This window comes from Parahoeflea halophila (assembly GCF_900220985.1).
Lineage (GTDB): Bacteria > Pseudomonadota > Alphaproteobacteria > Rhizobiales > Rhizobiaceae > Hoeflea > Hoeflea halophila.
Genome location: NZ_OCPC01000004.1, coordinates 323557 through 347964, shown reverse-complemented (window position 1 = coordinate 347964; position 24408 = coordinate 323557). Strand labels below are relative to the sequence as shown.

At 60.9% G+C, this 24408-nt stretch carries 20 protein-coding genes, 1 tRNA gene and 1 riboswitch; of the genes, 13 read left to right on the top strand and 8 right to left on the bottom strand.

Annotated elements, in window-relative coordinates; translation table 11 throughout:
• Nucleotides 1-4 precede the first annotated feature (4 nt).
• From CRO46_RS14905 to CRO46_RS14890, 4 genes are all read right to left on the bottom strand, one after another.
• Nucleotides 5-457: a DUF3429 domain-containing protein gene (locus tag CRO46_RS14905; RefSeq protein WP_097108570.1), complete on the bottom strand. Its 453-nt coding sequence runs from the start codon at nt 455-457 to the stop codon at nt 5-7.
• Between the two features lie 24 nt (nt 458-481).
• Entirely contained in the window at nt 482-1288 is an 807-nt protein-coding gene (locus CRO46_RS14900; RefSeq protein ID WP_097108569.1) for a TIGR02186 family protein, read from the bottom strand.
• Nucleotides 1288-2214 (bottom strand): sulfite exporter TauE/SafE family protein, encoded by a 927-nt coding sequence (locus CRO46_RS14895; RefSeq protein ID WP_097108568.1) that lies wholly within the window; start codon nt 2212-2214, stop codon nt 1288-1290. Before CRO46_RS14895 ends, CRO46_RS14900 begins: the two co-directional genes overlap by 1 nt.
• Before the next feature lie 322 nt (nt 2215-2536).
• A complete protein-coding gene (locus CRO46_RS14890) occupies nt 2537-6427 on the bottom strand; it encodes a peptidoglycan-binding protein (protein WP_179759079.1) in 3891 nt (1296 codons plus the stop codon).
• A gap of 331 nt (nt 6428-6758) precedes the next feature.
• On the opposite strand from CRO46_RS14890, the gene CRO46_RS14885 reads away from it, so the two are divergent.
• The 6 genes from CRO46_RS14885 (at nt 6759) to CRO46_RS14860 (ending at nt 14669) form a co-directional block, all read left to right on the top strand.
• Complete coding sequence (locus CRO46_RS14885; protein WP_097108566.1) at nt 6759-7160, top strand: MerR family transcriptional regulator; 402 nt, start codon at nt 6759-6761, stop codon at nt 7158-7160.
• Nucleotides 7161-7499: 339 nt separating this feature from the next.
• Entirely contained in the window at nt 7500-9296 is a 1797-nt protein-coding gene (locus tag CRO46_RS14880; RefSeq protein ID WP_097108565.1) for an acyl-CoA dehydrogenase C-terminal domain-containing protein, read from the top strand.
• Nucleotides 9297-9370: 74 nt separating this feature from the next.
• The gene (locus tag CRO46_RS14875) at nt 9371-10543 is read left to right on the top strand and encodes an acyl-CoA dehydrogenase family protein (RefSeq protein ID WP_097108564.1); all 1173 of its coding nucleotides are present in this window, start codon (nt 9371-9373) and stop codon (nt 10541-10543) included.
• A 2-nt stretch (nt 10544-10545) separates the two neighbouring features.
• Entirely contained in the window at nt 10546-11199 is a 654-nt protein-coding gene (locus tag CRO46_RS14870) for a glutathione S-transferase family protein (RefSeq protein ID WP_097108563.1), read from the top strand.
• A 30-nt stretch (nt 11200-11229) separates the two neighbouring features.
• Nucleotides 11230-12438 carry an acetyl-CoA C-acetyltransferase gene (locus tag CRO46_RS14865; RefSeq protein WP_097108562.1) on the top strand — a complete coding sequence of 403 codons (1209 nt, stop codon included), beginning with the start codon at nt 11230-11232 and terminating at the stop codon, nt 12436-12438.
• 17 nt (nt 12439-12455) lie between these two features.
• The gene (locus CRO46_RS14860; protein ID WP_097108561.1) at nt 12456-14669 is read left to right on the top strand and encodes a 3-hydroxyacyl-CoA dehydrogenase NAD-binding domain-containing protein; all 2214 of its coding nucleotides are present in this window, start codon (nt 12456-12458) and stop codon (nt 14667-14669) included.
• A 55-nt stretch (nt 14670-14724) separates the two neighbouring features.
• Here CRO46_RS14860 and CRO46_RS14855 read toward each other — a convergent pair whose 3' ends face one another.
• Complete coding sequence (locus CRO46_RS14855; RefSeq protein ID WP_097108560.1) at nt 14725-14916, bottom strand: hypothetical protein; 192 nt, start codon at nt 14914-14916, stop codon at nt 14725-14727.
• A 110-nt stretch (nt 14917-15026) separates the two neighbouring features.
• Between CRO46_RS14855 and CRO46_RS14850 the strand changes: the two genes are divergently transcribed.
• From CRO46_RS14850 to CRO46_RS14835, 4 genes are all read left to right on the top strand, one after another.
• Nucleotides 15027-15644, top strand: a complete 618-nt coding sequence (locus tag CRO46_RS14850; RefSeq protein ID WP_097108559.1) for a 2-hydroxychromene-2-carboxylate isomerase — start codon at nt 15027-15029, stop codon at nt 15642-15644.
• Nucleotides 15645-15792: 148 nt separating this feature from the next.
• Nucleotides 15793-16464, top strand: a complete 672-nt coding sequence (locus CRO46_RS14845) for a S24 family peptidase (RefSeq protein WP_097108558.1) — start codon at nt 15793-15795, stop codon at nt 16462-16464.
• A 142-nt stretch (nt 16465-16606) separates the two neighbouring features.
• Nucleotides 16607-17020: a tellurite resistance TerB family protein gene (locus tag CRO46_RS14840; protein WP_097108557.1), complete on the top strand. Its 414-nt coding sequence runs from the start codon at nt 16607-16609 to the stop codon at nt 17018-17020.
• 114 nt (nt 17021-17134) lie between these two features.
• Entirely contained in the window at nt 17135-17980 is an 846-nt protein-coding gene (locus CRO46_RS14835) for a sterol desaturase family protein (protein ID WP_097108556.1), read from the top strand.
• On the opposite strand, the gene CRO46_RS14830 is transcribed toward CRO46_RS14835, so the two are convergent.
• Complete coding sequence (locus tag CRO46_RS14830) at nt 17974-18741, bottom strand: transporter substrate-binding domain-containing protein (protein WP_244577909.1); 768 nt, start codon at nt 18739-18741, stop codon at nt 17974-17976. The two genes, CRO46_RS14835 and CRO46_RS14830, sit on opposite strands and share 7 nt — an antisense overlap.
• A 211-nt stretch (nt 18742-18952) precedes the next feature.
• Between CRO46_RS14830 and CRO46_RS14825 the strand changes: the two genes are divergently transcribed.
• On the top strand, nt 18953-20923 hold the full coding sequence (locus CRO46_RS14825; protein WP_179759078.1) for a glycosyltransferase family 2 protein: 1971 nt from the start codon (nt 18953-18955) through the stop codon (nt 20921-20923).
• Here the strand turns inward: CRO46_RS14825 and CRO46_RS14820 are convergent.
• Nucleotides 20889-20962 (bottom strand) — tRNA-Gly (locus CRO46_RS14820). The two genes, CRO46_RS14825 and CRO46_RS14820, sit on opposite strands and share 35 nt — an antisense overlap.
• A 128-nt stretch (nt 20963-21090) precedes the next feature.
• Here CRO46_RS14820 and CRO46_RS14815 point away from each other — a divergent pair.
• Nucleotides 21091-21894, top strand: coding sequence for an ion transporter (locus CRO46_RS14815; RefSeq protein WP_097108553.1), 804 nt, complete (start codon nt 21091-21093; stop codon nt 21892-21894).
• A 30-nt stretch (nt 21895-21924) separates the two neighbouring features.
• Here the strand turns inward: CRO46_RS14815 and CRO46_RS14810 are convergent, their stop codons facing one another.
• On the bottom strand, nt 21925-23013 hold the full coding sequence (locus tag CRO46_RS14810; RefSeq protein WP_179759077.1) for a 2'-deoxycytidine 5'-triphosphate deaminase: 1089 nt from the start codon (nt 23011-23013) through the stop codon (nt 21925-21927).
• Nucleotides 23014-23093: 80 nt separating this feature from the next.
• A riboswitch (SAM riboswitch) is annotated at nt 23094-23172 on the top strand.
• A gap of 45 nt (nt 23173-23217) precedes the next feature.
• Here CRO46_RS14810 and CRO46_RS14805 point away from each other — a divergent pair.
• On the top strand, nt 23218-24402 hold the full coding sequence (locus CRO46_RS14805; RefSeq protein ID WP_097108552.1) for an O-succinylhomoserine sulfhydrylase: 1185 nt from the start codon (nt 23218-23220) through the stop codon (nt 24400-24402).
• Nucleotides 24403-24408: the final 6 nt, after the last annotated feature.

Below are 24408 nucleotides of genomic sequence, written 5' to 3'. Positions count from 1 at the left end.
TGAGTCAGGCGATCAGCACAAGCAATATCGAGGCAACGACGATGGCGGTGATGGTCAGGCGCAGCCGCCCGAACCAGCCGGGCAGAGCGCCGTTACGGGCGCTGACCACGTCCCAGCCCCCTTGCAGCGCGAAGCCGGCGAGCAGCAGGAGCAGCGACCAAGGCCGTTCGAGCAGCAACGCCAGCCAGGCCACCAGCGACGGCGCCACGCTGATCATCAACTGCTCTGCACCCGGACCTGCCGAGGGCGGTAGCGCCGCGCCCCAGCGAACACCTCCCATGAAGGACAGGATCACGGCACCATAGCCGATGAAGGCCGTCTCACCGCCGAGATGCGCCGTCGCGAAGACCGGCGAAACGATCCCAGCCACCGCCATGGCGACAAAGGGCACCGCGCCGAGCCCGGCCAGAAACCAGGCCGTAGCACCGAGGCGGTCGCCTTCCTGTTGCATTTTCATTCTCTGCCCGCCGGTGTTGCCAGATCAGTCCTTGCGGAAAATTATGCTTCCAAGCCAGCCCGTCAAGGTGGCGAGCAACACGGCGACCAAGCCGTAGGCCAGCGAGTAGTTGTGGGCGAAATTGTATATGAACTGTTCGAGACCGGTCTTGACCACCCGCAGCGGAATGACCTTTTCCATGACGAACTGGTTGTTCTTGTAGAGCACCGCGCGGACTTCGTGCTGGCCTACCGGGATGTTGGCCGGCAAGCGGACGGCGGCACGGAACAGCGCCTTGGAAATGAACTGAACGCCGGTCGGATGGCGCTGGTACAGCCCGCTTGCCTGCTTGATACGTCGCAATGCATCGCGAAACTCGGTCAACCGGGAGCCGTCGCCGACGCCGCCGGTCGGTACAAGCCTGATGTTGTTGATGCCGATATCGCGCGACGCAAGCTCCATCAGGTTGGTAATGTTGGGAAGCGGCCTGGTGCTCGACATCGAATAGGACGCCGGGATCGGCTCGAAACGGATTGAATGACGGTTGATCCAGATTCCCGCCACTCGCTCCTTTCGCCGCACAGTGGTGGGGATGCGTGGGCCTTCCAGCGCGACCACGACATCATAGGCGAAGGTGGCCAGAAGCAGCTCGTCCGCCCCTTCAATGGCGCCGAAGACCGTGATGTCGGCGCCTGAGAAGTCGGAGGTGATGGCGATTTCGTTGGTGGAAATGCCGATGTCGATGCGCTCGGAAAACTTCTCGTTGACGGTCACCGGCGGGTCGGCGAGCTGCGCCATGGCGGGAACAGCTGTGCAGAGGGAGACGACAAGCAGGAGGACAGCGGAGCGCATCAGAACCCGAAGCTCCCGCTGACAACCGAGTAGATCTCGTCGGGCGGAAGCACCAGCCCGAGGCCAAGCCGGATTCCGACGCCGAGCACCAGCAGTGCCAACCCGGCGCGCAATTGCTCACCACGCATCTTCTGACCGACGCGAACGCCGTATTGCGCACCAATCACCCCGGCGATCATCAGCAGCCAGGCCAGAACGATGTCGACCGAGAAGTTGGTCGTCGCCTGAACGACCGTCGTGAAGGCGGTGACAAAGATGATCTGGAACAGCGATGTGCCGATGACGACCGAGGTCGGGATCCGTAGGAGGTAGATCATCGCCGGAACCATGATGAAGCCGCCGCCGACGCCCATCACCGACGTTAAAATGCCGATGGCGAAGCCAAGCAGGATCACCGGAATGACGCTGAGGTAAAGCTTCGATCGCTTGAACCGCATCTTGAACGGCAGCCGGTGGACCCAGTTGTGCTGACCCGGCTTGCGTAGGGAGACGGTCTTGTTCTGAGCCGCCCGCCGCAACGAGTTCACGCTTTCCCAAAGCATCAGCCCGCCGACAGAGCCGAGGAAAACGACGTATAACAGCGAAATGATCAGATCGAGCTGGCCGAGACGCCGCAACATGGAAAAGATCTGGATGCCGACGGTGGCGCCGGCCAGACCTCCGACCAGAAGCACAAGTCCGAGCTTGATATCAAGCGTGCCGCGCCGGAAATGGGCAAGGGCACCGGAAACGGACGACGCGACCACCTGATTGGCGCCGGTGGCGACCGCCACGGCGGGCGGGATATTGTAGAAGATCAGCAGCGGTGTGATCAGGAATCCGCCACCAACACCGAACATTCCGGAAAGGAAACCGACCGCCGCGCCCATCCCGAGGATGACGAAGATATTGACCGACAATTCTGCGATCGGCAGGTAGATGGTCACCTTGCCCCCCGGGGGTCAATGACGGAAAAAGGGTTACGCCGGGGAATGCCCGGCACCATGGTTTTGCGCGTTTCGCAGGTGCGAGTCAAATCAGTTGAGCCGATCCTGCGACGGTTTTTCCGTCGCAACGTTTTTTTTCACCGCGTGCGGCCCAAACCAAGCAATCCAGCGCTAAGAAACACATGATAAAGCTAGGAAATGACGTGGGATTTGGAATCCCGGCTTCCATCCCCAACGAGCAGATCCGCTGCCTGCATGGAGGCAGCGGATCTGGCTGTCAAAGGACTTCCTTGGCGGTCGGGCGAGCCCGCGGTAAAACCGGTTAGCCGTTCCGGGCGAGCAGTTCCTGGACCAGCGCGTCGTCGATTTCCCCGGTGGGTTCCAGTCCGATCGAGGCCTGGAACTGCCTGATCGCGGCGACGGTCTTTTTGCCCATTACGCCATCAGGTGCGCCCGCATCAAAGCCGTTGTTGTTGAGAATTGCCTGAATGTTGCGGATGGCCTTGCTCATGTCGACCGCGGCGGTTTCGGTGGAGGCACCCTGCCAGGACGCAGGAACCTCGACTTCGTTTGCGTCGGGGTTGATTGGCTGAGCCGTCCAGTTCGCCACCGATGCGCGGGCCGCCTCGACCTGTTCGGGCCGCAGCGCGTTGAAGACTTCATCGCGCTTGACCGCTGCATCCCGGTCGCCATCATTGGCGGCAATGGCAAACCATTTGTAGGATTTCTCGAGATCGCGGGGCACGCCGTCACCCCGCGCATAAAGAATGGCGAGGTTGACTTGGCTGTCGCGAACGCCAACCCCGGCCGCACGGTCGAACCATTGCGCGGCGCTGTCATAATCCGGAACGGTGCCAGCGGTGGCATAAAGCACGGCGAGATTGTGCATTGCGCTGGCGTTGCCCTGCTCGGCAGAGAGCTGGTACCATTTCTTGGCGGCATCGAGATCACGCTCGAGACCACTGCCCTTTTCATAGAAATTGGCAATGCGGTACTGCGACGGTGCGTGCCCGAGGTCGGCGGCCCGCTGATACCAGCTGGCGGCAGTCCGCAAATCGACGGGAACGCCGCGGCCTTCCGTGAAGCGTGCGCCGATCTCGTAGAATGCAAGCGGATTGCCCGCTGCCGCGGCAGCCTTGAGCGCGCCGGATGCAGCGTTCGCCGGCAGCGCATCGATAGCTGCGGTGAGGGCGTCGTCGATGGCCGGGGCCTGAACTTCGGCCTGATTTACATTCTGAACCTCTGGCGGCGTGATCGCGGCAGTCTCCTCCGCCGACAACACCGGCGGTTCTGTCCCGGTCAGTTCCAACGGAGCGTCCTCGCCCGGTTCGATCACCCGGACCTCGGGCAGACGGGTTGCCGTCACCGGCTGCAGATCCTCGGCACCGACCACAGAGACCTCGCTGTCGTCGGCAATCCCGGCGTTTTCTACCGTCGCCGGCTCGACAATGGCCGGCTCAACGACTGCCAATTGCTCATTCCCGGAGGAAAGAAGACCGGACACCAGCGGGTAGGACATGATTGCCAGCAGAACCGCGCCGGCTGCCATCAAGATGGGGCGGCGACGGGACTTGAAGACCTCGAGCATGCCGCCACCGGCCTTGCGTGCCTTGCCGATGGTTTCCACTTCCGCAGCGGCTGCCATGGCAGCGCGGCGGGCGGAGGCGAGAAACTCGGTTTTTTCCGAACCGTTCTCGGCCGATCCACGATCGCGCTGGCGTTCAGCGGCCTGGGCCTCACGCACCTTCTGCAGAATGCGATTGATATCGGGTGCGCCCGAGCCGGGCTCAAGCGGCATGTTCGCGGTTGCCGCGTCCATTTCCATGGAGGGATCGAGGCGAGGCGTATTGTCTTCGGTAAACTGCGGGTCGTACTGCGACTTGGCGGCTTCCTTGCCCGGGCGGATGCGGGCTGCCAGCCCGGACAGGAACGACTTCTCGCTGCCGCCATCCGGCTCTGCCGCAAGCTCCGGGTCATCCGTCTCTGCCTCTTGGCTTGCAGCAAAGGCCGCAGCCATTGCGGCGGCTTCCGATGGCGTCCGCGCCGGGTTGGCCTTGTTGCCGGCATGGCTCATCTCAACCTGGTGGATTTCGTCCTGGTAATCCGGGGCAGCCTGCATGGCTTCGTCGAGCGCCTCGGTCGAGGTGCGCGGCATCTGCGCATCAGCCACACCATGGGATGCAGGCGCATCGAGACGTTCCAGACGACCAGCAATCTTCAGCATGGTTTCCTGAACCGCTTCGAATGCGCGGGTGGTGCGGTCTTCGGTCTTGCGGCTCAGGCTTTCCAGAGCCTTGAGGTCATCGGCCAGCGCAGTGATGACCTCCATATTGGCAAGCGCCTGCGGCGTCGGTGCATTGCCCATCTGGCCGGAATAAGCCGACAGCGCTGCTTCGGCCGCCTGACGGGCGGCTTCGACCACGAACTCATCGCTGCTCGCGAGATGTTCCTCTATGGCGGCCAGGCGTTCGTCAAAGACTTCCGTGCCGGCACCGGCGGGGGCGGAACTGATCAGGCGGGACAAGTTGGCAATCTGGTCTTCCAGGCCACGCATGGCCTGGTCGCTGGGACCCGAGCCGCTTGTGCTCGACATATCCAGCCGCTCGGCGATATCTGCCAGGCGGGCTTCCAGATTTTCGATTCCCGGCATCGTCACCGGAGCCTGTTCGGCATAGGGCCGGTCGAGCCGTGCCGAGATCTCCGCAAGCTGCGCCTCGACATTTTCGAGTCCATTGACCGGCTGCATGGCTTGCCCAGCGGTGGTGATTTCAGCCTGCTGCAGTTTGTGGGCAATGTCAGCGAGGCGGGCATCGATGGTCTCGAGCCCCGGCAACGGATCGACGCTGCGCGAGACGGTGGCTTCGGCACGGCCGATGAGGGCTTCCAGACGTCCGATCACAGCATCGGGAACCGCTTCCGCCTGAGGTGCCGGCAGCGAAAGACCTTCGATCTGGTGGGCCAGGTGATCCAGGCGGGCGATCAGCGAGTCATCGATTCCGCGGGCATCGAGCGCTTCGATCTTGCCGGTGATGTCGTTTAGATAGTCGGCGAGTTCGGGCATGCGATCATCACGTGCGCGATTTTCGACCAAAGACTGCAGATTCTCGATTCGCGCATCGAGACGGGCGATTGCATCCTCGTCTGCCAGTTGCGCGACCCGTGCTGCGAGGTGCTCGATGCGGCTTCCGAGTTCGGTTTCAAACGCTGATGGCTCGAGTTCATCGATTTTCTGGGCAACGGAGGCGAGTCGGGCTTCAAGCCGCTCGAACGGCGCATTGTCAGGCGCGGAGGACACAGTGGCCGGCATGGCGGAGATAGCACGGGTAATCTCATCGAGCCGTGCACCCAGCATTTCGAACTGGGCGGGGAAATCGGGTCCCGCCGCTGCGGTCTGGTGGGTCATCGCCTCGATTGTGTTCGAAAGCTCGACGATCTTGTCTTCAATGGCCTGACCCTGGCCCGAGGCAGGCATGGTGGCGAGGAATTCGCGGATATCGTCAACGCGATAGGCCAGGTTGACCAGTTCCTCGCGAAGCGCGGTCATGTCCAGACCGGAGACCTGCTGCTCCATCGATTGCCAACGGCTCTCGAGCGAACGAACGCTGTCTTCACGGGCCAGCTGCTCGACGATACCGCGCATGGAATCGAGTTCCAGCCTGAGCGCACCCGCCCCGTCGTCATGGGTTCCAAGTGCATCTATGGAAGCGGAAATGCCGGCGAGATCCTGGCGCAATTCCCGCGGCAGCGACTGATCGCGGGCGTCCGCGCGCAGTTCACGCATTTCCCGGCGCAGCGCCGCCATCTCTGTAATGAGCTGCTGGCTAAGGTCGGGTTTGAGATCCTGGTGGCCGACGGGCTGGGACTGAGCGCTGGCCTTTGGTGCGGGTCGTGAGGCTGGAGCCGTGGCGGCGGTGCCGTGCGCTGCGGCAGGTGCGTGTTTCGCCGTCTTCTTGGCCGCTTCGCGCTGGGTCTGCTCCAGCGCCCGTTGGCGCGCACGAATATCCTCCAGCAGGTCGCCGCCGAGGCCCTGGGGCTGCGATCTCTTGGGCTCGGCCTGCTGTGATGTTGCAGGCTGCCGCCCGGCAGCGGCATCACCGCTGTGTCCGAGCATGCTTTCAATCCGCGCTTCAAGGCTCTCGATCGTGCGATTGAGCGAATCCAGTGAGGAACCGCCGGCACCGGCCCTGCTTGAATGAGATCGCGATCCGTTCATTTTTGTTTCCGCTTCGCGTTGTTGACCGGGGCTTCCGCCCCACCCCCGTCCGCAGCACATCCATACCGCCGTCCGGGACACGGGGGAAAACCCGGACACCGGAAGGCCAGACTTCAAACCGGCAAAAACAAGATACAACGAATCCGGGCTTACTGCTCTTCGGACCCACATTCGGCGAAACGTGGTAAACAACCCGTTAACCAAGGTTACTTTTCTTCCGCCGGGATTGCCGCAAACGGCGCGACTTGACGCATCGGATTGTTTAGTGTCACACCAAAATTGATTGATAGAGCAACAAACAAGACAGCGGCTTTGCCCAACCATGAACGACATGACAGACACCAGTGCCGATCATGACGAACCGGTTTACAAAATCGGCGATCTGGCCGAGGAGTTCGGCGTCACGCTGCGTACCTTGCGTTTCTATGAAGACAAGGGCTTGCTCAAACCAACGCGCGTCGGGGTTACGCGGCTCTTCTCCAAGCGTGATCGTGCCCGGTTGAAACTCATCCTGCTGGGCAAGCGGGTCGGCTTCTCGCTGACCGAGGTCAAGCGGATGATCGATCTCTACGACCCGCGCGGCAAGAACATCACCCAGCTCAAGGTGGCGCTATCGAAGGGCGAAGCACAGATGCGGGTGCTGGAAGAGCAACGCAAGAGCATCAACACTGCAATTGATGAGCTTGAACGGACCATAACAGTGGTCCGGGACATGCTGGCTGAATCGGACTAGGACCAGCTTACCTTCTTCATGCTTCCCCAACCCGCTCAGAAGGCGGGTTTTTTGTTGCCCACTCCCTGAAGTTATTGCTTCAAACCGCCGCAGCCCCCTTCACCCAACAGCCGAAAACCCCAATTGGGAGTATACAGAGCCGGCCTGTTTTTTGAGTTTTTCTTGACCGAAGGATCAAAAAACACTGGTTTTTGATTGATTTCGGGCTCAAGGTGAGGTCGAAAACGTCATCAGGCCAATTTTTTACGTTTACGCAAACGTCAAAGTTTAGTATGCCGCTCTACGAAGATCGCCGGGCTATCGTGCCTGCGGCGGCGCAACCACAAGGGATGAGGATCCATGCCAGTCTTCAAGGCTCCGGTCGACGATACGCTTTTCATTCTCAACGATGTGCTCGGCTACGAGCGCTACATGAATCTTCCAGGCTTTGCCGACGCAAGTCCGGACATTGTCGAAGCCGTTCTGCAGGAAGGCGCGCGGATCGCTGAAGAAGTGATGCTGCCGCTCAACCAGGTCGGCGATCAGGAAGGCTGCGTTCGTCATGACGACGCCAGCGTTACGACTCCCAAGGGCTTCAAGGAAGCCTATAAGCAATATTGCGAAGGTGGTTGGCTCGGCCTTGCCGCCTCTCCCGAATATGGCGGTCAGGGCCTGCCCTACACCCTGCACACAGCCGTTTCCGAATACATGATCTCGGCCAACCTTTCGCTGCTGATGTATCCGGGTCTGACCCAGGGTGCTGTCGCTGCGATTGCCGAACACGGCACAGACGAGCAGAAGAACAAGTTCCTGCCGAAGATGATCGAAGGCAAATGGACCGGCACCATGAACCTGACGGAACCGCATTGCGGAACCGATCTCGGTCTGCTGCGCACCAAGGCCGTGCCGCAAGGCGACGGCAGCTACAAGATTTCCGGCCAGAAGATCTTCATCTCGGCTGGCGAACACGACATGTCGGACAACATCATCCATCTGGTGCTCGCCCGCATCGAGGGCGCACCGGAAGGCGTGAAGGGCATTTCGCTGTTCATCGTGCCGAAGATCATGGTCGGTGACGACGGCTCACTCGGCGACCGCAATCCGGTCAGCTGCGGATCGCTCGAAGAGAAGATGGGCATCCATGGCAACGCAACCTGCGTGATGAACTATGACGAGGCCACCGGTTACCTGATCGGCAAGGAAAACGCCGGTCTGAAGGCAATGTTCGTGATGATGAACGAGGCCCGCCTTGGCGTCGGCCTGCAGGGCCAGGCGATGGGTGAAATTGCCTACCAGAATGCTGTTGCCTATGCGCGCGAGCGTCTCCAGGGCCGGTCGCTGTCTGGCGCCAAGTTCCCCGACAAGAAGGCCGATCCGATCATCGTACATCCCGACGTGCGCCGGACGCTGATGACAATCCGCGCCTTCAACGAGGCCGGTCGTGCCTTCATGCTGTGGACTGCACTCAAATCCGATATCGCTCACAAGTCTGATGTCGAGGCTGATGTGCAGGAAGCCGACGACCTGCTCAACCTCGTCACTCCGGTGGTCAAGGGCGTGCTCACCGACAAGGGCTTTGACCATGCAGTGATGGCGCAGCAGATGTTCGGTGGCCACGGCTACATCGAGGAATGGGGCATGAGCCAGTATGTCCGCGATGCCCGTATCGCCATGATCTATGAAGGCGCCAACGGCATTCAGGCGCTTGATCTGGTGGGCCGCAAGCTCGGCCAGAACGGTGGCCGCGCGGTGATGGCGTTCTTCAAGGAAGTCGGCGATTTCTGCGAGGAAAACCGCAACAATGAAGAGCTGACGCTCTACACCAAGGGCCTGAAGAAGGGGCTAAACGACCTGCAGGCCTCGACCATGTGGTTGATGCAGAACGCTATGGCAAAGCCCGACAATGCCGGTGCCGCCTCGACTGACTACATGCACCTGTTCGGCCTTGTCACGCTTGGCTACATGTGGGCGCTGATGGCCAAGGCTGCAGTTGAAAAGCGCGCCGCCGGCGCCAACGGCAAGGAAGAGTTCCTGGCGGCCAAGCTGCTGGTCGGCAAGTTCTACATGGAACGCATCATGCCCGAGACCGCTCTGCGCAAGACCCGCATCGAAACCGGCGCCGAGACCATGATGGAGCTGGCCGAGGAGGCATTCTAAGCGGCATTGGCTGACTGAATTGAGAATGAGGGCGGGCATGTTGATGTGCCCGCCTGAAACTTCGGGAGGAAGACATGGCGACATTGCCATCGGAAGTGCTTGGCGTACCCCGTCCGGACTGGATGGAAGACGACGTTGCCATGCTCGAGGACATGGCCAGCCGCTGGCTGGAAGCGGAAGTGGTTCCGCATTACGACCGCTACGAGAAACAGGAGATGGTCGACCGCAGCGCCTGGGAAGGCGCCGGGGCAGCCGGGCTTCTATGCGCAGCGATACCCGAGGAGTATGGTGGCTCGGGCGGGACCTACGCTCACGAGGCAGCGATCATCGAAGCGCTCGGCCGTACCGGGACCGACGGTTTCGGGATCGCGCTGCACAACGCCATCGTCGCCCCCTACATCCTGCATTTCGGCTCCGAAGAGCAGAAGCAGAAATGGCTGCCGAAAATGGCCTCCGGCGAGATGATCGGCGCGATTGCCATGACTGAGCCAGGCGCAGGATCAGACCTGCAGGGTATCAAGACGACGGCAAAAAAGGATGGCAACCACTATGTCATCAACGGTTCGAAGACGTTCATCACCAATGGCCAGCATGCCAACCTGATCATCGTCGTGACCAAGACCGACCCGACAAAGGGCGCCAAGGGCGTTTCGCTGATGGTGGTCGAAACCGATGAGGTCGAAGGTTTCCGGCGTGGCCGCAATCTCGACAAGGTCGGGCTCAAGAGTAACGACACGTCAGAGCTGTTTTTCGATGATGTGCGGATTCCGACAGCAAACATGCTTGGCACCGAGGAAGGCCAGGGCTTTGCCCAACTGATGACGGAGTTGCCGCAGGAGCGGTTGCTGATCGCCAACCAGGCGATCTCGATGATCGAGCGGGCGCTGGCGATCACCATCGACTACGTCAAGGAGCGCAAGGCCTTCGGCAAGGCGATCATGGATTTCCAGAACACCCAGTTCAAGCTGGCGGAACTGAAATCGGAAGCCACCATGGCACGGGTGTTTGTCAATCACTGTGTCGGTGAGCATCTGAAAGGCCAGCTCACCTCGACCACCGCGTCGATGGCCAAGTATCTGACAACCGACCTGCAGTGCAAGGTGGCGGATGAATGCGTGCAACTGCATGGCGGCTATGGCTACATGAACGAGTACCCGGTGGCCCGGATGTTCCGCGACGCGCGGGTGCAGCGGATCTATGGCGGGACCAACGAGATCATGAAGCTGTTGATTGCGAGGAGCCTGTGACAATGACCGACTTTACGCTTGATTGCTTCATGGAAAGCGGCAACGCCTACAAGGCGGCCTTGATGCTGGAACTCAGCAGCGCCAACTGGACGCCACGACGAGTTGCCTTCTTTACCGGACAGACACGCTCGCCCGAGTACCGCGAGATGAACGTCATGGGCGAAGTGCCGGTAATGACCCATCACAAAGTGGATGGGGAGGTGCTGCTGAGCCAGTCGGGGGCGATTCTGGACTACCTGTCGCTGGAGTTTGACCGTTTTGGCCCGGCCAATGAGTCCGAACGGCGTGAGATCCTGCGCTGGATGTTCTGGGACAATCACAAGCTGACCAGCTATGTCGCGACCTACCGTTTCATGAACCTGTTCATGAAGAAAACCGACGATCCGGTGACGCTGTTCTTCCGTGCCCGGGCCGAGGGTGCCTTCAAGGTACTCGATGCGCATCTCGCAGGGCGGGACTTCGTCGTTTCCGGCCATCCGACCATCGCTGATCTTTCGCTGTGCGGCTACCTGTACTGGCCCGAACAGATCGGCATGGACCTGACTGCCTATCCGAACATCGCGGCCTGGCTCGACCGCATCGCAGCCCTGCCGGGCTACAAGAGACCCGAAGAGCTGATGCCGAGCGGGCAGGACCCCGCCACGGCGACCGCCTGACCCAAACACCAAACCCTGGAGATCACCGCAATGGTTGATGTATTTGTCTACGATCACGTCCGCACACCGCGGGGCCGCGGCAAGAAAGACGGAAGCCTGCACGAAGTGCCGTCGGTTCGGCTGGCCTCGCGTATGCTCGAAGCGCTGCGCGACCGCAACGGACTTGCCACTGAAAAGGTCGATGACATTGTCATGGGCTGTGTTGACGCCATCGGCGAAGCCGGCGGCGACATTGCCCGCGCGGCAACCTTCGAAGCCGGCTACGCCACCGAGGCCCCCGGTATCCAGATCAACCGGTTCTGTGCCTCTGGTCTCGATGCTATCAATTTCGGCACCGCCAAGATCGCCCAGGGTGCGGACGACATCGTCATCGCCGGCGGTGTGGAATCGATGTCGCGCATCGGCATCGGCGCCCAGGGCGGCGCCTGGTTCATGGATCCTTCCGTCAATATTCCCGCCTACTTCATGCCCCAGGGGATTTCGGCCGATCTGATCGCCACCAAGTACGGCTTCACCCGCGACGATGTCGACGCCTATGCGATGGAAAGCCAGAAGCGGGCTGCAAATGCCTGGGAGAAGGGTTACTTCAAGAACTCGGTTGTTCCGGTCAAGGACATCAACGGTCTGACCATTCTCGACCGTGATGAGCACATGCGTCCGGGCACGGACATGCAGGCGCTGGCGAGCCTCAACGCCTCCTTCGGCATGATGGCCGAGATGGGCGGTTTTGGCTCCGTCGCCATCCAGGCACATCCAGAGATCGAGAGCATCAACCATGTCCATCATGCCGGTAACTCTTCGGGTATCGTCGATGGCGCCGGCCTGGTGCTGCTCGGCTCCAAGCGCGGCGGCAAGACCATGGGTCTCGAGCCGCGTGCTCGGATCAAGGCATTCGCCAATATTGGTTCCGACCCGGCGTTGATGCTGACCGGCCCGGTCGATGTGACCGAGAAACTTCTCAAGCGCGCCAAGATGAAGATCGAGGACATCGACCTGTTCGAGCTCAACGAGGCCTTCGCCTCCGTCGTGCTCCGCTTCCAGCAGGCCTTCGACATCCCGTCCGACAAGATCAACGTCAATGGCGGCGCGATTGCCATGGGTCACCCGCTGGGTGCCACCGGCGCAATGATCCTCGGCACCGTGCTGGACGAACTTGAGCGCCGCGACCTCAACACCGCTCTCGTGACACTGTGCATCGGCGCAGGCATGGGCACCGCGACGATCATCGAACGCGTCTGATTTCCGGGAGAACCACAATGAGCAATGATATTTACACAGTAGACGTCGACAATGACGGCATCGCGCTGGTCACATGGGACATGGCTGACCGGTCGATGAACGTCTTCACCCAGGCAGCTCTCGAAGAGCTTGATGCGCTGGTTGACCGCTTTGTCGCCGATGACGCAGTCAAGGGCGTGGTCTTCACTTCCGGCAAGACGACCTTTTCCGGCGGCGCCGACCTGACCATGATGAAGACGATGCTGGCGGGCATGGCGGAAGAAAAGCGCACCAACCCGGACAATGCCCAGCAGATGCTGTTCGATCAGGTCGGCCGGATGAGCTGGCTCTACCGCAAGATCGAGACCTGCCGCAAGCCGTGGGTGTCTGCGATCAACGGCGTATGCATGGGTGGCGCTTTCGAATTGTCGCTCGCCTGCCACGGCCGCGTGGTGGCGGATTCGCCCTCGGTGAAACTGGCGCTGCCCGAAGTCAAGGTCGGTATCTTCCCGGGCGCCGGCGGAACCCAGCGGGTGCCGCGCCTGACCAATGCGCAGGACGCGCTGCAGATGATGACCACCGGCCAGTCGCTGACACCGGCCCGCGCCAAGGCCATGGGTCTGGTGCATGAAGTGGTCGAGCCGAAGAAGCTGATCTCGGCCGCCAAGGCAATGATCAAGAACGGCCTGTCGCCGGTCGCCCCCTGGGACGTCAAGGGCTTCAAGCTGCCCGGCGGCAAGATCTGGTCGGCCCAGGGCGCCCAGCTTTGGCCTGCGGCGTCTGCGATCCTGCGCCGTGAAACGCAGGACAACTACCCAGCCGCCAAGGCGATCCTGCAGAGCGTGTTCGAAGGCCTGCAGGTTCCCATCGACACCGGGCTGAAGATCGAGCAGCGCTATTTCAGCCATATCCTGCAGACACCCGAAGCCCAGTCGATGATCCGCTCTCTGTTTGTCTCACTGCAGGAAATCAACAAGGGCGCCCGCCGTCCCGAAGGCATCAAGCAGACCAAGTTCCGCAAGATTGGCGTCGTCGGCGCCGGCTTCATGGGCGCAGGCATTGCCTATGTCACAGCCAAGGCCGGCATTCCGGTTGTGCTGATCGACCGGGACATGGAAGCCGCCGCCAAGGGCAAGGCCTATTCCGAGGACCTTGTCAAAAAGGGTGTCCAGAAGGGCAAGACCACCAAGGAAGAGGGCGATAAGCTGTTGTCGCTGATCAGCCTGTCGACCGATCATGCCGACCTGGCCGATGCCGATCTGGTGATCGAAGCCGTGTTCGAGGACCGCGACGTCAAGAAGGCGGTGACGGAATCGATCGAAGAGCAGATCCGCCCGACCACGGTCTATGCCTCCAATACGTCGACATTGCCGATCACCGGTCTTGCCAAGAATTCGAAGCGTCCGAAGAACTTCATCGGCATTCACTTCTTCTCGCCGGTCGACAAGATGATGCTCGTCGAAATCATTCTTGGCCGCAAGACGTCGGACAAGGCACTGGCCGTCGCGCTCGACTATGTTGCCGCGATCAAGAAGACCCCGATCGTGGTCAACGACACGCGCGGCTTCTTCGTCAACCGCTGCGTGCTGCGCTACATGAACGAAAGCTACAACATGCTGGCCGAAGGCGTGCCGCCGGCAATGATCGAGAATGCCGCCAAGATGGCCGGCATGCCGGTCGGACCGCTTTCTCTCAATGACGAGGTTGCGATCGACCTGTCGCTGAAGATTGTCCGTGCCACTATAGCCGACCTTGGCGAAAAAGCCGTCGATCCACGTCATCTCGAGCTGGTTGAACGGATGGTCGAGAAGGAAGGCCGGCTTGGACGCAAGAACGGCAAGGGCTTTTACGACTATCCGGCAAAACCTGCCAAGAAGCACCTGTGGCCTGAACTCAAGACGCTCTATCCGCAGCAGGATCCAGCCAAGATTGACGTCCAGGAACTGCAGAACCGCTTCCTCGCGGCGATCGCACTCGAAGCGGCCCGTACGGTGGAAGAAGGCATCGTCACCGACCCGCGCGAGGCCGATATCGGCACGATCCTCGGCTTCGGCTTTGCCCCCTATACCGGCGGTGCACTGAGCTATATCGACACCATGGGCGCGAAGGCCTTTGTCGACATGTGCAAGGTGCTGGCGCGCAAGTACGGCAAGCAGTTCAAGGCACCGAAGCTGCTGGTCGAAATGGCCGAGAAGGGTGAGACCTTCTATGAGCGCTTCGACCCTTACCGGGAAGACAAGGCTGCGGCGTAAGCCCCGCAGCTACACCCCAGTTTTCAAGCGGGCCTTCGGGCCCGCTTTTTTGTTGTCAGGCTTTCGTGGCAATCAGCGTGTAGCACAGCGGCAGTGGCGCCTGATTGCCAACATAGACCTCGTAGTCGACCTCGCGGTTGGAACGCGGAAATCCGGTCAGTTCCGAAACTCGCAAACCCGCCTGCGCGCAGCCGGTGACGATGGCGCAACTGGCGATACGGTCGCAAGCGGGCGTGTCGGCTTGCAAGATAGCCAGAAAATTAACCCCGAAGACCCATGATGGAGGGCCAAATTGCCGTGACAGCCTTGCCGGAACAAGCTCCGGTCGGCACTGCTGGCCAAAGGGAGGCCCATCGCATGCATGTCATCGACTACTATTTTCATTGCGCATCTCCGTTCACCTATCTTGGCCATAACCTCCTGTGCGAGGTGGCAGAGCGGCACAAGGCGACGCTGAACTACAAGCCGGTCAATCTTGGTGCCTTGTGGGCCGTGTCTGGCGCCGTGCCTCCCGGCCAGCGCCCCCCTGTACGGCAAAGGCTGCGACTGATCGAGCTGCAACGACTCGCCGCCTGGCGCGGGCTGCCGATCAAGACCACGCCGCTGCACTGGCCGGTGGATGCCGCGCTTGCCGACAAGGTCATCATTGCTCTGGTCGAGACCGGTCATGATCCTCGCTACTTCGTGGGTAAGGTGCTCGCTGGTGTCTGGGCCAATGATGACAATATTGCCGATGAAACGGTTCTGACATCCTATCTTTCGCAGGTGGGGCTTGATGCACGGCCTGCGCTGCTTGATGCCAAGACCGACGAGATCGCCGCCATTCGCGAGCGCAACTCGCAGGACGCAATCGCTGCCGACGCCGTGGGTGTACCAACCTATGTGCTCAATGGCGAACCGTTCTGGGGGCAGGACCGGATTGAACTGCTCGAGCAGGCACTGAGCACCGGGCGCAACCCCATCCGCCCGCATTGAACAGGCGGAGCCGGCAGAGCCCGGTCAGCAGTGAGGATATTTTTCCTATTCGCCTTTACGTGACCGGTGCTGATCATGTAGAAAGCGTGATACGGGCTTGATTTTGGAAATGCCCGGCTTTTGTTCTGAACCGCGGGAACCCTCGACCATGCTCTCGCATGAACGCATCTGGTCAGCGCTCGACGCGCTTGCCGAACGTCACGGCCTGACGGCCTCGGGACTGGCCCGGCGCGCCGGGTTGGATCCGACTGCCTTCAACAAGTCCAAGCGGTCTGGCGCTGATGGGCGCCAGCGCTGGCCCTCGACGGAGTCCTTGTCCAAGGTGCTTGAGGCCACCGGTTCTTCGCTCGATGATTTCATGGGTCTTGTGCGCGGTGAACGCCCGGTGGCGGAGAACGGCTTTCCGGAAGGTGCCTTTCCTCCACAGACGGGTTCCATTCCACTGCTCGGATTTGCCCAGGCAGGTTCCGGCGGTTTCTTCGACGATGGCGGCTTTCCCGCAGGCCAGGGCTGGGACGTCGTTGATTTCCCTGCGCAACCCGCCGGACGACCCGGCGTCTACGCCCTTGAGGTGCAGGGCGAAAGCATGATGCCCCTCTACCGGGATGGCGATATTCTCATCGTCGAGCCGGGAGCGCAGATCAGGCGCGGGGACCGGGTGGTCGTGCGTTCACGCGAGGGCGAGGTAATGGCCAAGGTACTTAACCGCCAGACACCGCGCTCCATCGAGCTGATATCGCTCAACACCGACCACCCCAATCGCAGCTTCGATGTCAGCGAGATCGACTGGATCGCGCGCATCATCTGGGCCAGCCAGTAGACCAGCTCCATCAGGACGCAGCGGCTGAGCAGATTCGGCTTCATGGCCCTGCACGCCGCCTTTAGATCCATCACGGCTTTGAGGCTTGTGTGCCGCGATCGCGGTACCTATCTAGTGGACACATTCAGGAGAGAAACTGCCCATGACCGAACGTGTAACTGCCCATGACGCCTTGATCTATCTCATGGTCACGATGTCCGCTGTCGACAAGGCCATGAACGATGCGGAGATGGCGCGCATTGGCCGTTTGGTCACCTTCCTTCCCGTATTCGAGGGGTTTGACACGGAGCGGCTGATCGGGGTCACTCGCGCTGCTGCAGAGCTGCTCAAGGGTTCTGAAGGGCTCGACATCGTGCTCGAGGTTGTCCGCGACGCAGTACCGCCGAAATCCTACGACACGGCCTACGCTCTCGCCGTCGAGGTCGCCTCGGCCGACTACAACATCCAGCAGGAAGAAATCCGTCTGCTGCAGATGCTGCGCGACCGGCTGGGCCTGGACAAGCTCACCTGCGCGGCAATCGAACGCAGCGCCATAGCCCGGTTCAGGCGCATCTGATTACCCGGCCATATGCCCTGCGCTGTCGTGCCGCAGTCGTCTCACCGGATCGTGTTTCGCGCCTTGCGGTAAGCTATGGCATGAGAAGGCGGTCCCACGAAACGGAGATATGGAATGTCGCTGTTCGGCCTCTCTGAGCCGGTGATCCGGCTACTGGCCTTCTCCACGATCTTCATCACGCTTGCTGCCATCGAGCTTGCGGCTCCACGGCTTGAGCGCGACGAAATGCGCGGGGCACTCAAGTCACGGCGCTGGGTCACCAATCTGGCAATGGTGGTGCTGTCTTCGGTGGCGCTCCGGATCGTGTTTCCGCTGGCCGCGGTGGGAACAGCGCTATGGGCGCAGAGCAACGGGCTCGGGCTGTTTCCGATGCTCGGTCTTCCGGCATGGGTTGCAGGTATACTGGCATTCATCGTGCTCGATTTCGCGGTCTGGCTCGAACATGTGGTGAGCCACAAATGGCCGCTGCTGTGGCGCATCCACCGCATGCACCATGCCGATACGGGTTTCGATCTGACCACGGCGCTCAGGTTCCATCCGCTCGAGATCGTTCTGTCGATGATCTGGAAAGCCGCCGTTATCATCGCCCTGGGGGCGCCGCCGGTGGCGGTGCTGGTTTTCGAGATCGTGCTCAATGGCGCCGCCATGTTCAACCACGCCAACATCAAGCTGGCAAAGTCGGTGGACGCGGTCCTGCGGCTGGTCATCGTCACACCCGACATGCACCGGATTCACCATTCAACCGACCTACGCGAAACCGATTCCAACTACGGTTTCAACCTGGCGATATGGGACCGGCTGTTTTCGACCTACACGCAGGCACCGCGCCTGGGCAATACCGGCATCGAGATCGGGCTTGCGGAATGGCGCGACAGCCGTACCGCCGGGCTCGTCTGGACGCTGGTCCTGCCCTTCCGGTTTCCGCCGAAGCCGCGACCACCGCGAAAACCCGATCAATAGAGCCCGTTGGGGAACCAACGCAGATAAAGTTCGGTGAAGCGGCCGTTTCTGCTGAGCGCGGAGAGCGCATGGTCGAAAGCCTGGCTCAGTGGCGCATTGCGCCGCCGCACAGCAATGGCCAGTCCTTCGCCGAGATGGGCCTGGGAGACATAGGGGCCGTCAAGAAAACGGCAGCAGCCCTGTGCCGACTGGCTTGAAAGCCAGAAGGACAATTGCAGGCCGTCGCCGAACACGGCATCTATGCTGCCGGCCTTGAGGGCGTCGAACATCCATTGGGGCCGTGAAAAAGTTACCGGTTTCAGCTCCAAAAACCAGTCGCGCAACATGGCTTCGTGCGCCGTGCCGCCGAGCACGCCGACCCGCCTGCCGGCCAGCGCCTTGGCATTGTCGAGTTCGCGAACCGTTTCACTCTTGACGGCGAAGCGGGCGGGTAAAGTCAGATAGGGGCGCGTGAAGCGAAAGTCGTTGCGGCTTTCGGCAGTGATCGCCAGGCCTGATATCAAGGCCTCGGCCTGGCCATTTGATAATGCGCTTTCCAGCTCTCCCCAAGGGAGCGCCTGGATCTGACAGCGAGGCAGCATGTCGAGTTCATCACAGATGGCGCGCGCCAGGTCGATGTGAAACCCGGTGAGATGACCGGTCTGATCGAGAAAACTGAAGGGCGGAAAATCCACCGTGGTGACGAACCGAATGCGGCTGTAGGCTGTCAGGTCGGGTACAGGTATGCGCTCTCGCGGATCGGTGTAGTTGGGCACAAGCATTTCGCCTGCGCCCGCCAGTGGCAGAGCGGCCGCAAAAAAAACAACCAATGCGCAAGTTATACGCGAAATACCCTTGAATACTAGGGGTACAATCCTGCGCGCTTCCACTACCATAGATTTATCATCCCGCTGCAACCGTCATGTGTTTATCAGAGTCATGGCCCCAAACAAAAGCACAGAACACCGCTTTGCCGGTTTCAGCGAACCGGAGATGACTGCAAACCGCACAACAAGTTTCCGCAATACACACGGCACACCGCTTTCGCGAGGTCCTCCACCGGCGGCACGAAGTTCGGAAGCGCGCTTTTTTCTCAAGTGCGGCATCGGAAAACCGCAGGTCAGTGCCGCAGCAGCAGCCGCAAAGGTCAATGCCACTTCGATCGAGAAGGAGCTGATCGCGGAAGGCGTGATTGATTCCGAGCTCTATTACTGCTGGCTGGCGGGTGAGCTTGGGCTTCCCTATCTCAGCGAGATCGATCCCGATCAGGTGGTGCGGCTGCGGTCAGTGGATGTGCTGCTGCACCGGGACGGACCGTTACGGTTGTCACGCGCGGGTAGACAGGTCACCGTCATCGTTCCCGAAGCAAGAAGCCTCGGAGAGGACAAAGCCCGTTTCGCCAGCACGCCCGCATTGCGCGACCAGCTTGTGGTCGCCTCGCCGGCAACCATCCGACGCGCCGTCTGGCAGACAGGCGCCTCCGACCGCGTGCGAAAGATCACCTTCGAGCTGGATCAGGATCAGCAGGATGCAAGTGCGCGCCGTGTCCTGACCGGTCCCCAGGGCTTCGTTCTGGCCTTGGCAGTCTACCTTTCGGCCACCGGGTTCATGCTCTGGCCGTTCCTGGCCTTCACCGTGCTGCATGTCATCCTGACCATGTTCTTTTCCGGTGGTATCCTGCTCCGCCTGGCCGCACTGCTGGCTGCAGGCTTCAAGCCCGCCCGAAAGCCGGTAGCAAAGCCGTGGGAGAGACGCAGCCTGCCCGTCTACACGGTGCTGATTGCCTTGCATGACGAGGCCGAAATGGTGCCGGCACTGGTTTCACGAATGTCCGCCCTGCGCTGGCCCAGGAGCCTGCTGGATGTCAAATATGTCTGCGAGGCTGATGACTCAGCGACCATCCAGGCTCTGCTGGAGCAGAAACTGGGTCCGCATTGCGAGATCTTGCGCATCCCGGATTTCGGTCCGCGCACCAAGCCGAAAGCCCTGCAATACGCGCTGCAGGGCGCGCGCGGTTCGCTGGTCGCGGTCTATGACGCGGAGGACAAGCCCGCTCCGGGACAATTGCTTGAAGCCTGGGCGGCCTTTCGTGACGGCGACTCCCGGCTCGGCTGCGTCCAGGCCCCGCTGGCGATCGCAAACATGCGGACAAGCTGGATTTCCGGGCTGTTCGCGCTCGAATACAGCGGCCTGTTCCGGGTTCTCATCCCGTTTCTGGCGCGAACCCGCATGCCAATCCCGCTGGGCGGCACTTCCAACCATTTTCGGCGAGCGGCGCTGGAATCGGTTGGCGGCTGGGATCCGCACAATGTGACGGAAGATGCAGACCTCGGGCTACGGCTGTATGCGCGCGGTTACCGGACCGGCACGCTCAAAAGCGCCACGGTCGAGTCCGCTCCGACCACACTCGGCGTATGGACCCGCCAGCGCACCCGCTGGCTCAAGGGCTGGGCCCAGACCTGGCTGGTGGCCATGCGCAGGCCCGGCCGTACTATGAGAGCACTGGGGATGCCGGGGTTCGCGATCTTTCAGCTGATGATTGCCGGCATGCTGGTGTCCGCACTTGCCCATCCGCTGATGTTCGTGTTCATCGGCTTCACCCTGGCCTGGCTGGCAGGCGCTTCGTCCGCGTCCGTTTCGACTTTGCACAGCGCACTGGTGTGGATCGACCTCGCCAATATCGGTGGCAGCTATCTCATATTTATTGCCATGGGATGGCGCGGCTTTACCAGCCACGAACAGGCCAGAATGAAAGTGCCGTGGTTCTTTCTGACACCTGCCTACTGGTTCATGATGTCATTGGCTGGCTGGCGGGCCCTGGGGCAGCTCATGTCGAACACGCATCTGTGGGAGAAGACGCCGCATGCTGCCACACCGGAATGGGCAGCACTCACAAAAACCACTGGCATAAAAAAGGATACGCCGGGCATGGAGCGGGTGAAGGGAATCGAACCCTCGTCTTAAGCTTGGGAAGCTTCTGCTCTACCATTGAGCTACACCCGCGAGAGCCGAAAAGAGCAATGGCGCTGATCCGGAGCGCTGTCAAGCCGCATTGCCTGCCAAGACCGGGTTGACTGGATGTGGGACCGACCTCATATGGATGGCGCCACGCTTCAACCAAATGACGGCCCATGAACCAGCTGAAATCCGTTCTTTCCTCACGCCGCTTTGAAAACGTCATCACCGTTCTGATCGTTATCAACGCGATCACGCTAGGGCTCGAGACCGTGCCGGAAGCGGTGCGGATGTTTGGTGGACTGCTGACGGTTCTAGACCGGCTCATTCTTGGCGTCTTTGTTGTTGAAGTGGCCGCACGGCTGCTGGCCTGGCGATTGGATTTCTTCCGTGATCCCTGGCGGATCTTCGACCTGGTCGTGGTTGGCGTGGCGCTCGTCCCGGCCACCGGCGGGCTTTCGGTACTGCGCGCTCTGCGCATCCTCAGAGTATTGAGGATCATCAGCATGGTCCCGTCACTCAAGCGCGTGGTCGGCGGTCTGGTCAGCGCCCTGCCTGGCATGGGCTCGATCATGCTGCTCCTGACGCTTGTGTTCTACGTTTTCTCGGTGATGGCGACCAAGCTTTATGGTGACAGTTTTCCCGAGTGGTTCGGCTCGATCCCGGCTTCAGCCTATTCGCTGTTTCAGGTCATGACGCTGGAGAGCTGGTCAATGGGCATTGTCCGCCCGGTGATGGAAGTCTACCCGATGGCCTGGGCGTTTTTCATTCCGTTCATTGCCAGCACCACGTTCACGGTGCTCAACCTGTTCATCGGCATCATCGTCTCGGCCATGCAGGAGGAACACGACGCAGAGGCCTCGGCTGACCGCGAGGCGATCGCGTCGGACCAGACCGCGATGCTCAAGGAGCTGAAAGCGATCCGCAAGGACCTCAACGAGCTCAAGGCGATGCAGGCAGATGCCGCGCGGCCGTCCTGATCAGGCAAGTCCGGAAGTCGCGACGCCTGCTCAGGCTCGAAAATGCTTGGACAGTTTCAGGCCCTGGGCCTGATAGTTCGAGCCCAGACCCGATCCATAAAGGGCAGCGGGGCGCTCCAGCATCTTCTCGTAAATCAGGCGCCCGACGATCTGACCGTGTTCGAGAATAAAGGGAACCTCGTGGCTGCGTACTTCGAGTACAGCCCGGCTTCCAGCACCGCCCGCTTCGCTGTGACCGAAGCCGGGATCGAAGAAACCGGCATAATGCACCCGGAACTCACCGACCAGCGGATCGAACGGGGTCATCTCCGCGGCATATAGTGGCGGCACATGCACCGACTCCCGGCTTACCAGAATATAGAACTCGTCGGGATCGAGGATCAGATCGGCGGATCCGCGATTGTACAGCGGCTCCCAAAAATCGAACACCTCTTGGGCCGCGCGCTTGTCGACGTCGACAACTGCGGTGTGATGTTTGCCGCGATAACCGATCAGCCCATCATCGCCCTGCCCCATCAGGTCGATCGACAGCGCAATGCCGCCGCCCGAGACATTCGGAGTTTCGGACGCAACCAGCATTTCGGCGGTGTGAAGCGCCGACAGCTCATCCTCGCCCAGCACGGCATGGCCCTTGCGAAAGCGGATCTGCGACAGGCGTGAACCGGTGCGCGCCACGATCGGAAACGTTCGCGGGCTGACCTCGAGCCAGAGCGGCCCGGTATAACCCGGCGCGATCTTGTCGAATTCCTGGCCGTGATCAGTCATGACGCGGGTAAAGATGTCCAGCCGCCCGGTCGAGCTTTTCGGGTTTGCCGAAGCGGAGATCTCCGACGGCAGATCGAGGCTTTCGAGCAAGGGGACGATGTAGACGCAACCGGTCTCCAGCACGGCGCCGGCCGAAAGATCGATCTCATGCATGCTCAGCCGCTTGAGCTTGTCTTCAACCGTGGCTGTTGGGCCGGGCAGGAAACTGGCGCGCACCCGGTAAGCCCTTGCGCCCAGCCTCAGGTCAAGGCTCGCAGGCTGGATCTGATCGGCATCAAGAGGCCGGCCGGAGACAAGCCTTGCCGCATCAAAGAGCGCCTGAATCGCGCTGTCGGAGAGAATACCCTCTGCCAAGATCTCAATGCTCCAAATTGCCTGATGCCTTGATGACAAGGCGAAGCGATTGACGCAAGCGGCGGAACCGCTTAAAAGCGCGGTTATCCCGTGGTGATTTGGCCGACCGGCTTGCAGCCACGTTAAACAAGTCGCTAAAATGGTCGGGTTGCAAAACCGGCTGGCGACTTCGCAAGCCGGTATTTTTGTGTGTGGACCAGGATCATGACAAGCACCCGACACCTCCGCCCCGCGACCCAGCTCGTGCATGGCGGCACCAGCCGTTCAGGATTTGGCGAGACCTCCGAAGCGATCTTTCTGACCCAGGGCTTCGTCTATGACAGCGCCGAAGCCGCGGAAGCGAGGTTCAAGGGCGAAGATCCGGGTTTCATCTATTCGCGCTATGCCAATCCGACCAACGACATGTTCGAAAAGCGCATGTGCGCGATGGAAGGTGCGGAAGATGCGCGCGCCACCGCCTCGGGCATGGCGGCGATCTCGGCAGCGCTGCTGTGCCAGCTCAAGGCGGGCGACCACGTTGTTTCCGCCCGCGCACTGTTCGGCTCCTGCCGCTGGGTCGTCGAAACGCTGTTGCCCCGCTACGGCGTTGAATCAACTCTCGTCGACGGCCGCGACCTGACCAATTTCGAGGCCGCTATCCGGCCTAATACCAAAGTGTTTTTCCTCGAAAGCCCGACCAACCCGACACTTGAGGTGGTCGATATCGCCGGGGTTGCCAAGCTCGCCAATCAGATCGGCGCCAAGCTTGTGGTCGACAACGTGTTTGCCACGCCGTTGATGCAGAAGCCGTTCGAACTTGGCGCCCATATTGTGGCCTATTCGGCGACCAAGCATATTGACGGTCAGGGCCGCTGCCTGGGCGGGGTAATCCTGTCGGACAAGGACTGGATCGACGAGAACCTGCACGACTATTTCCGGCACACCGGCCCGTCACTGTCGCCCTTCAATGCATGGACGCTGCTCAAGGGTCTGGAAACTCTGCCGCTGAGGGTGCGCCAGCAGACCGAAAACGCGACCAAGGTAGCTGACTTCCTCGCAGACCACCCGGCGATTACGCGGGTAATCTATCCCGGCCGCGCCGACCATCCGCAGGCGGAGATCTGTGCCCGGCAAATGAAGGGCGGCTCGACACTGGTCGCTCTGGAACTCAAGGGCGGCAAACCGGCAGCGTTCGCGATGCAGAACAAGCTCGAGGTGATCAAGCTCTCAAACAATCTTGGAGATACCAAAAGCCTGATCACACATCCGGCCACCACCACGCACAAGAATCTTGCCGAAGAAGCCCGTGCCGAACTCGGCATCGGGCCCGGCGTGTTGCGTCTTTCGATGGGGATCGAAGACGCCGACGATCTCATCGAGGATCTCGATCACGCGCTCTCAGGTCTCTAGGCTAGC

What these genes read in the sequence shown, in the direction of transcription:
- CRO46_RS14900 (WP_097108569.1), bottom strand. Translation starts at nt 1,288, where the DNA reads ATGCGCTCCGCTGTCCTCCTGCTTGTCGTCTCCCTCTGCACAGCTGTT.
- CRO46_RS14905 (WP_097108570.1), bottom strand. Translation starts at nt 457, where the DNA reads ATGAAAATGCAACAGGAAGGCGACCGCCTCGGTGCTACGGCCTGGTTT.
- CRO46_RS14815 (WP_097108553.1), top strand. Translation starts at nt 21,091, where the DNA reads ATGAACCAGCTGAAATCCGTTCTTTCCTCACGCCGCTTTGAAAACGTC.
- CRO46_RS14860 (WP_097108561.1), top strand. Translation starts at nt 12,456, where the DNA reads ATGAGCAATGATATTTACACAGTAGACGTCGACAATGACGGCATCGCG.
- CRO46_RS14840 (WP_097108557.1), top strand. Translation starts at nt 16,607, where the DNA reads ATGACCGAACGTGTAACTGCCCATGACGCCTTGATCTATCTCATGGTC.
- CRO46_RS14825 (WP_179759078.1), top strand. Translation starts at nt 18,953, where the DNA reads ATGACTGCAAACCGCACAACAAGTTTCCGCAATACACACGGCACACCG.
- CRO46_RS14805 (WP_097108552.1), top strand. Translation starts at nt 23,218, where the DNA reads ATGACAAGCACCCGACACCTCCGCCCCGCGACCCAGCTCGTGCATGGC.
- CRO46_RS14885 (WP_097108566.1), top strand. Translation starts at nt 6,759, where the DNA reads ATGACAGACACCAGTGCCGATCATGACGAACCGGTTTACAAAATCGGC.
- CRO46_RS14850 (WP_097108559.1), top strand. Translation starts at nt 15,027, where the DNA reads ATGCATGTCATCGACTACTATTTTCATTGCGCATCTCCGTTCACCTAT.
- CRO46_RS14875 (WP_097108564.1), top strand. Translation starts at nt 9,371, where the DNA reads ATGGCGACATTGCCATCGGAAGTGCTTGGCGTACCCCGTCCGGACTGG.
- CRO46_RS14830 (WP_244577909.1), bottom strand. Translation starts at nt 18,741, where the DNA reads ATGCTTGTGCCCAACTACACCGATCCGCGAGAGCGCATACCTGTACCC.
- CRO46_RS14890 (WP_179759079.1), bottom strand. Translation starts at nt 6,427, where the DNA reads ATGAACGGATCGCGATCTCATTCAAGCAGGGCCGGTGCCGGCGGTTCC.
- CRO46_RS14865 (WP_097108562.1), top strand. Translation starts at nt 11,230, where the DNA reads ATGGTTGATGTATTTGTCTACGATCACGTCCGCACACCGCGGGGCCGC.
- CRO46_RS14835 (WP_097108556.1), top strand. Translation starts at nt 17,135, where the DNA reads ATGTCGCTGTTCGGCCTCTCTGAGCCGGTGATCCGGCTACTGGCCTTC.
- CRO46_RS14845 (WP_097108558.1), top strand. Translation starts at nt 15,793, where the DNA reads ATGCTCTCGCATGAACGCATCTGGTCAGCGCTCGACGCGCTTGCCGAA.
- CRO46_RS14870 (WP_097108563.1), top strand. Translation starts at nt 10,546, where the DNA reads ATGACCGACTTTACGCTTGATTGCTTCATGGAAAGCGGCAACGCCTAC.
- CRO46_RS14880 (WP_097108565.1), top strand. Translation starts at nt 7,500, where the DNA reads ATGCCAGTCTTCAAGGCTCCGGTCGACGATACGCTTTTCATTCTCAAC.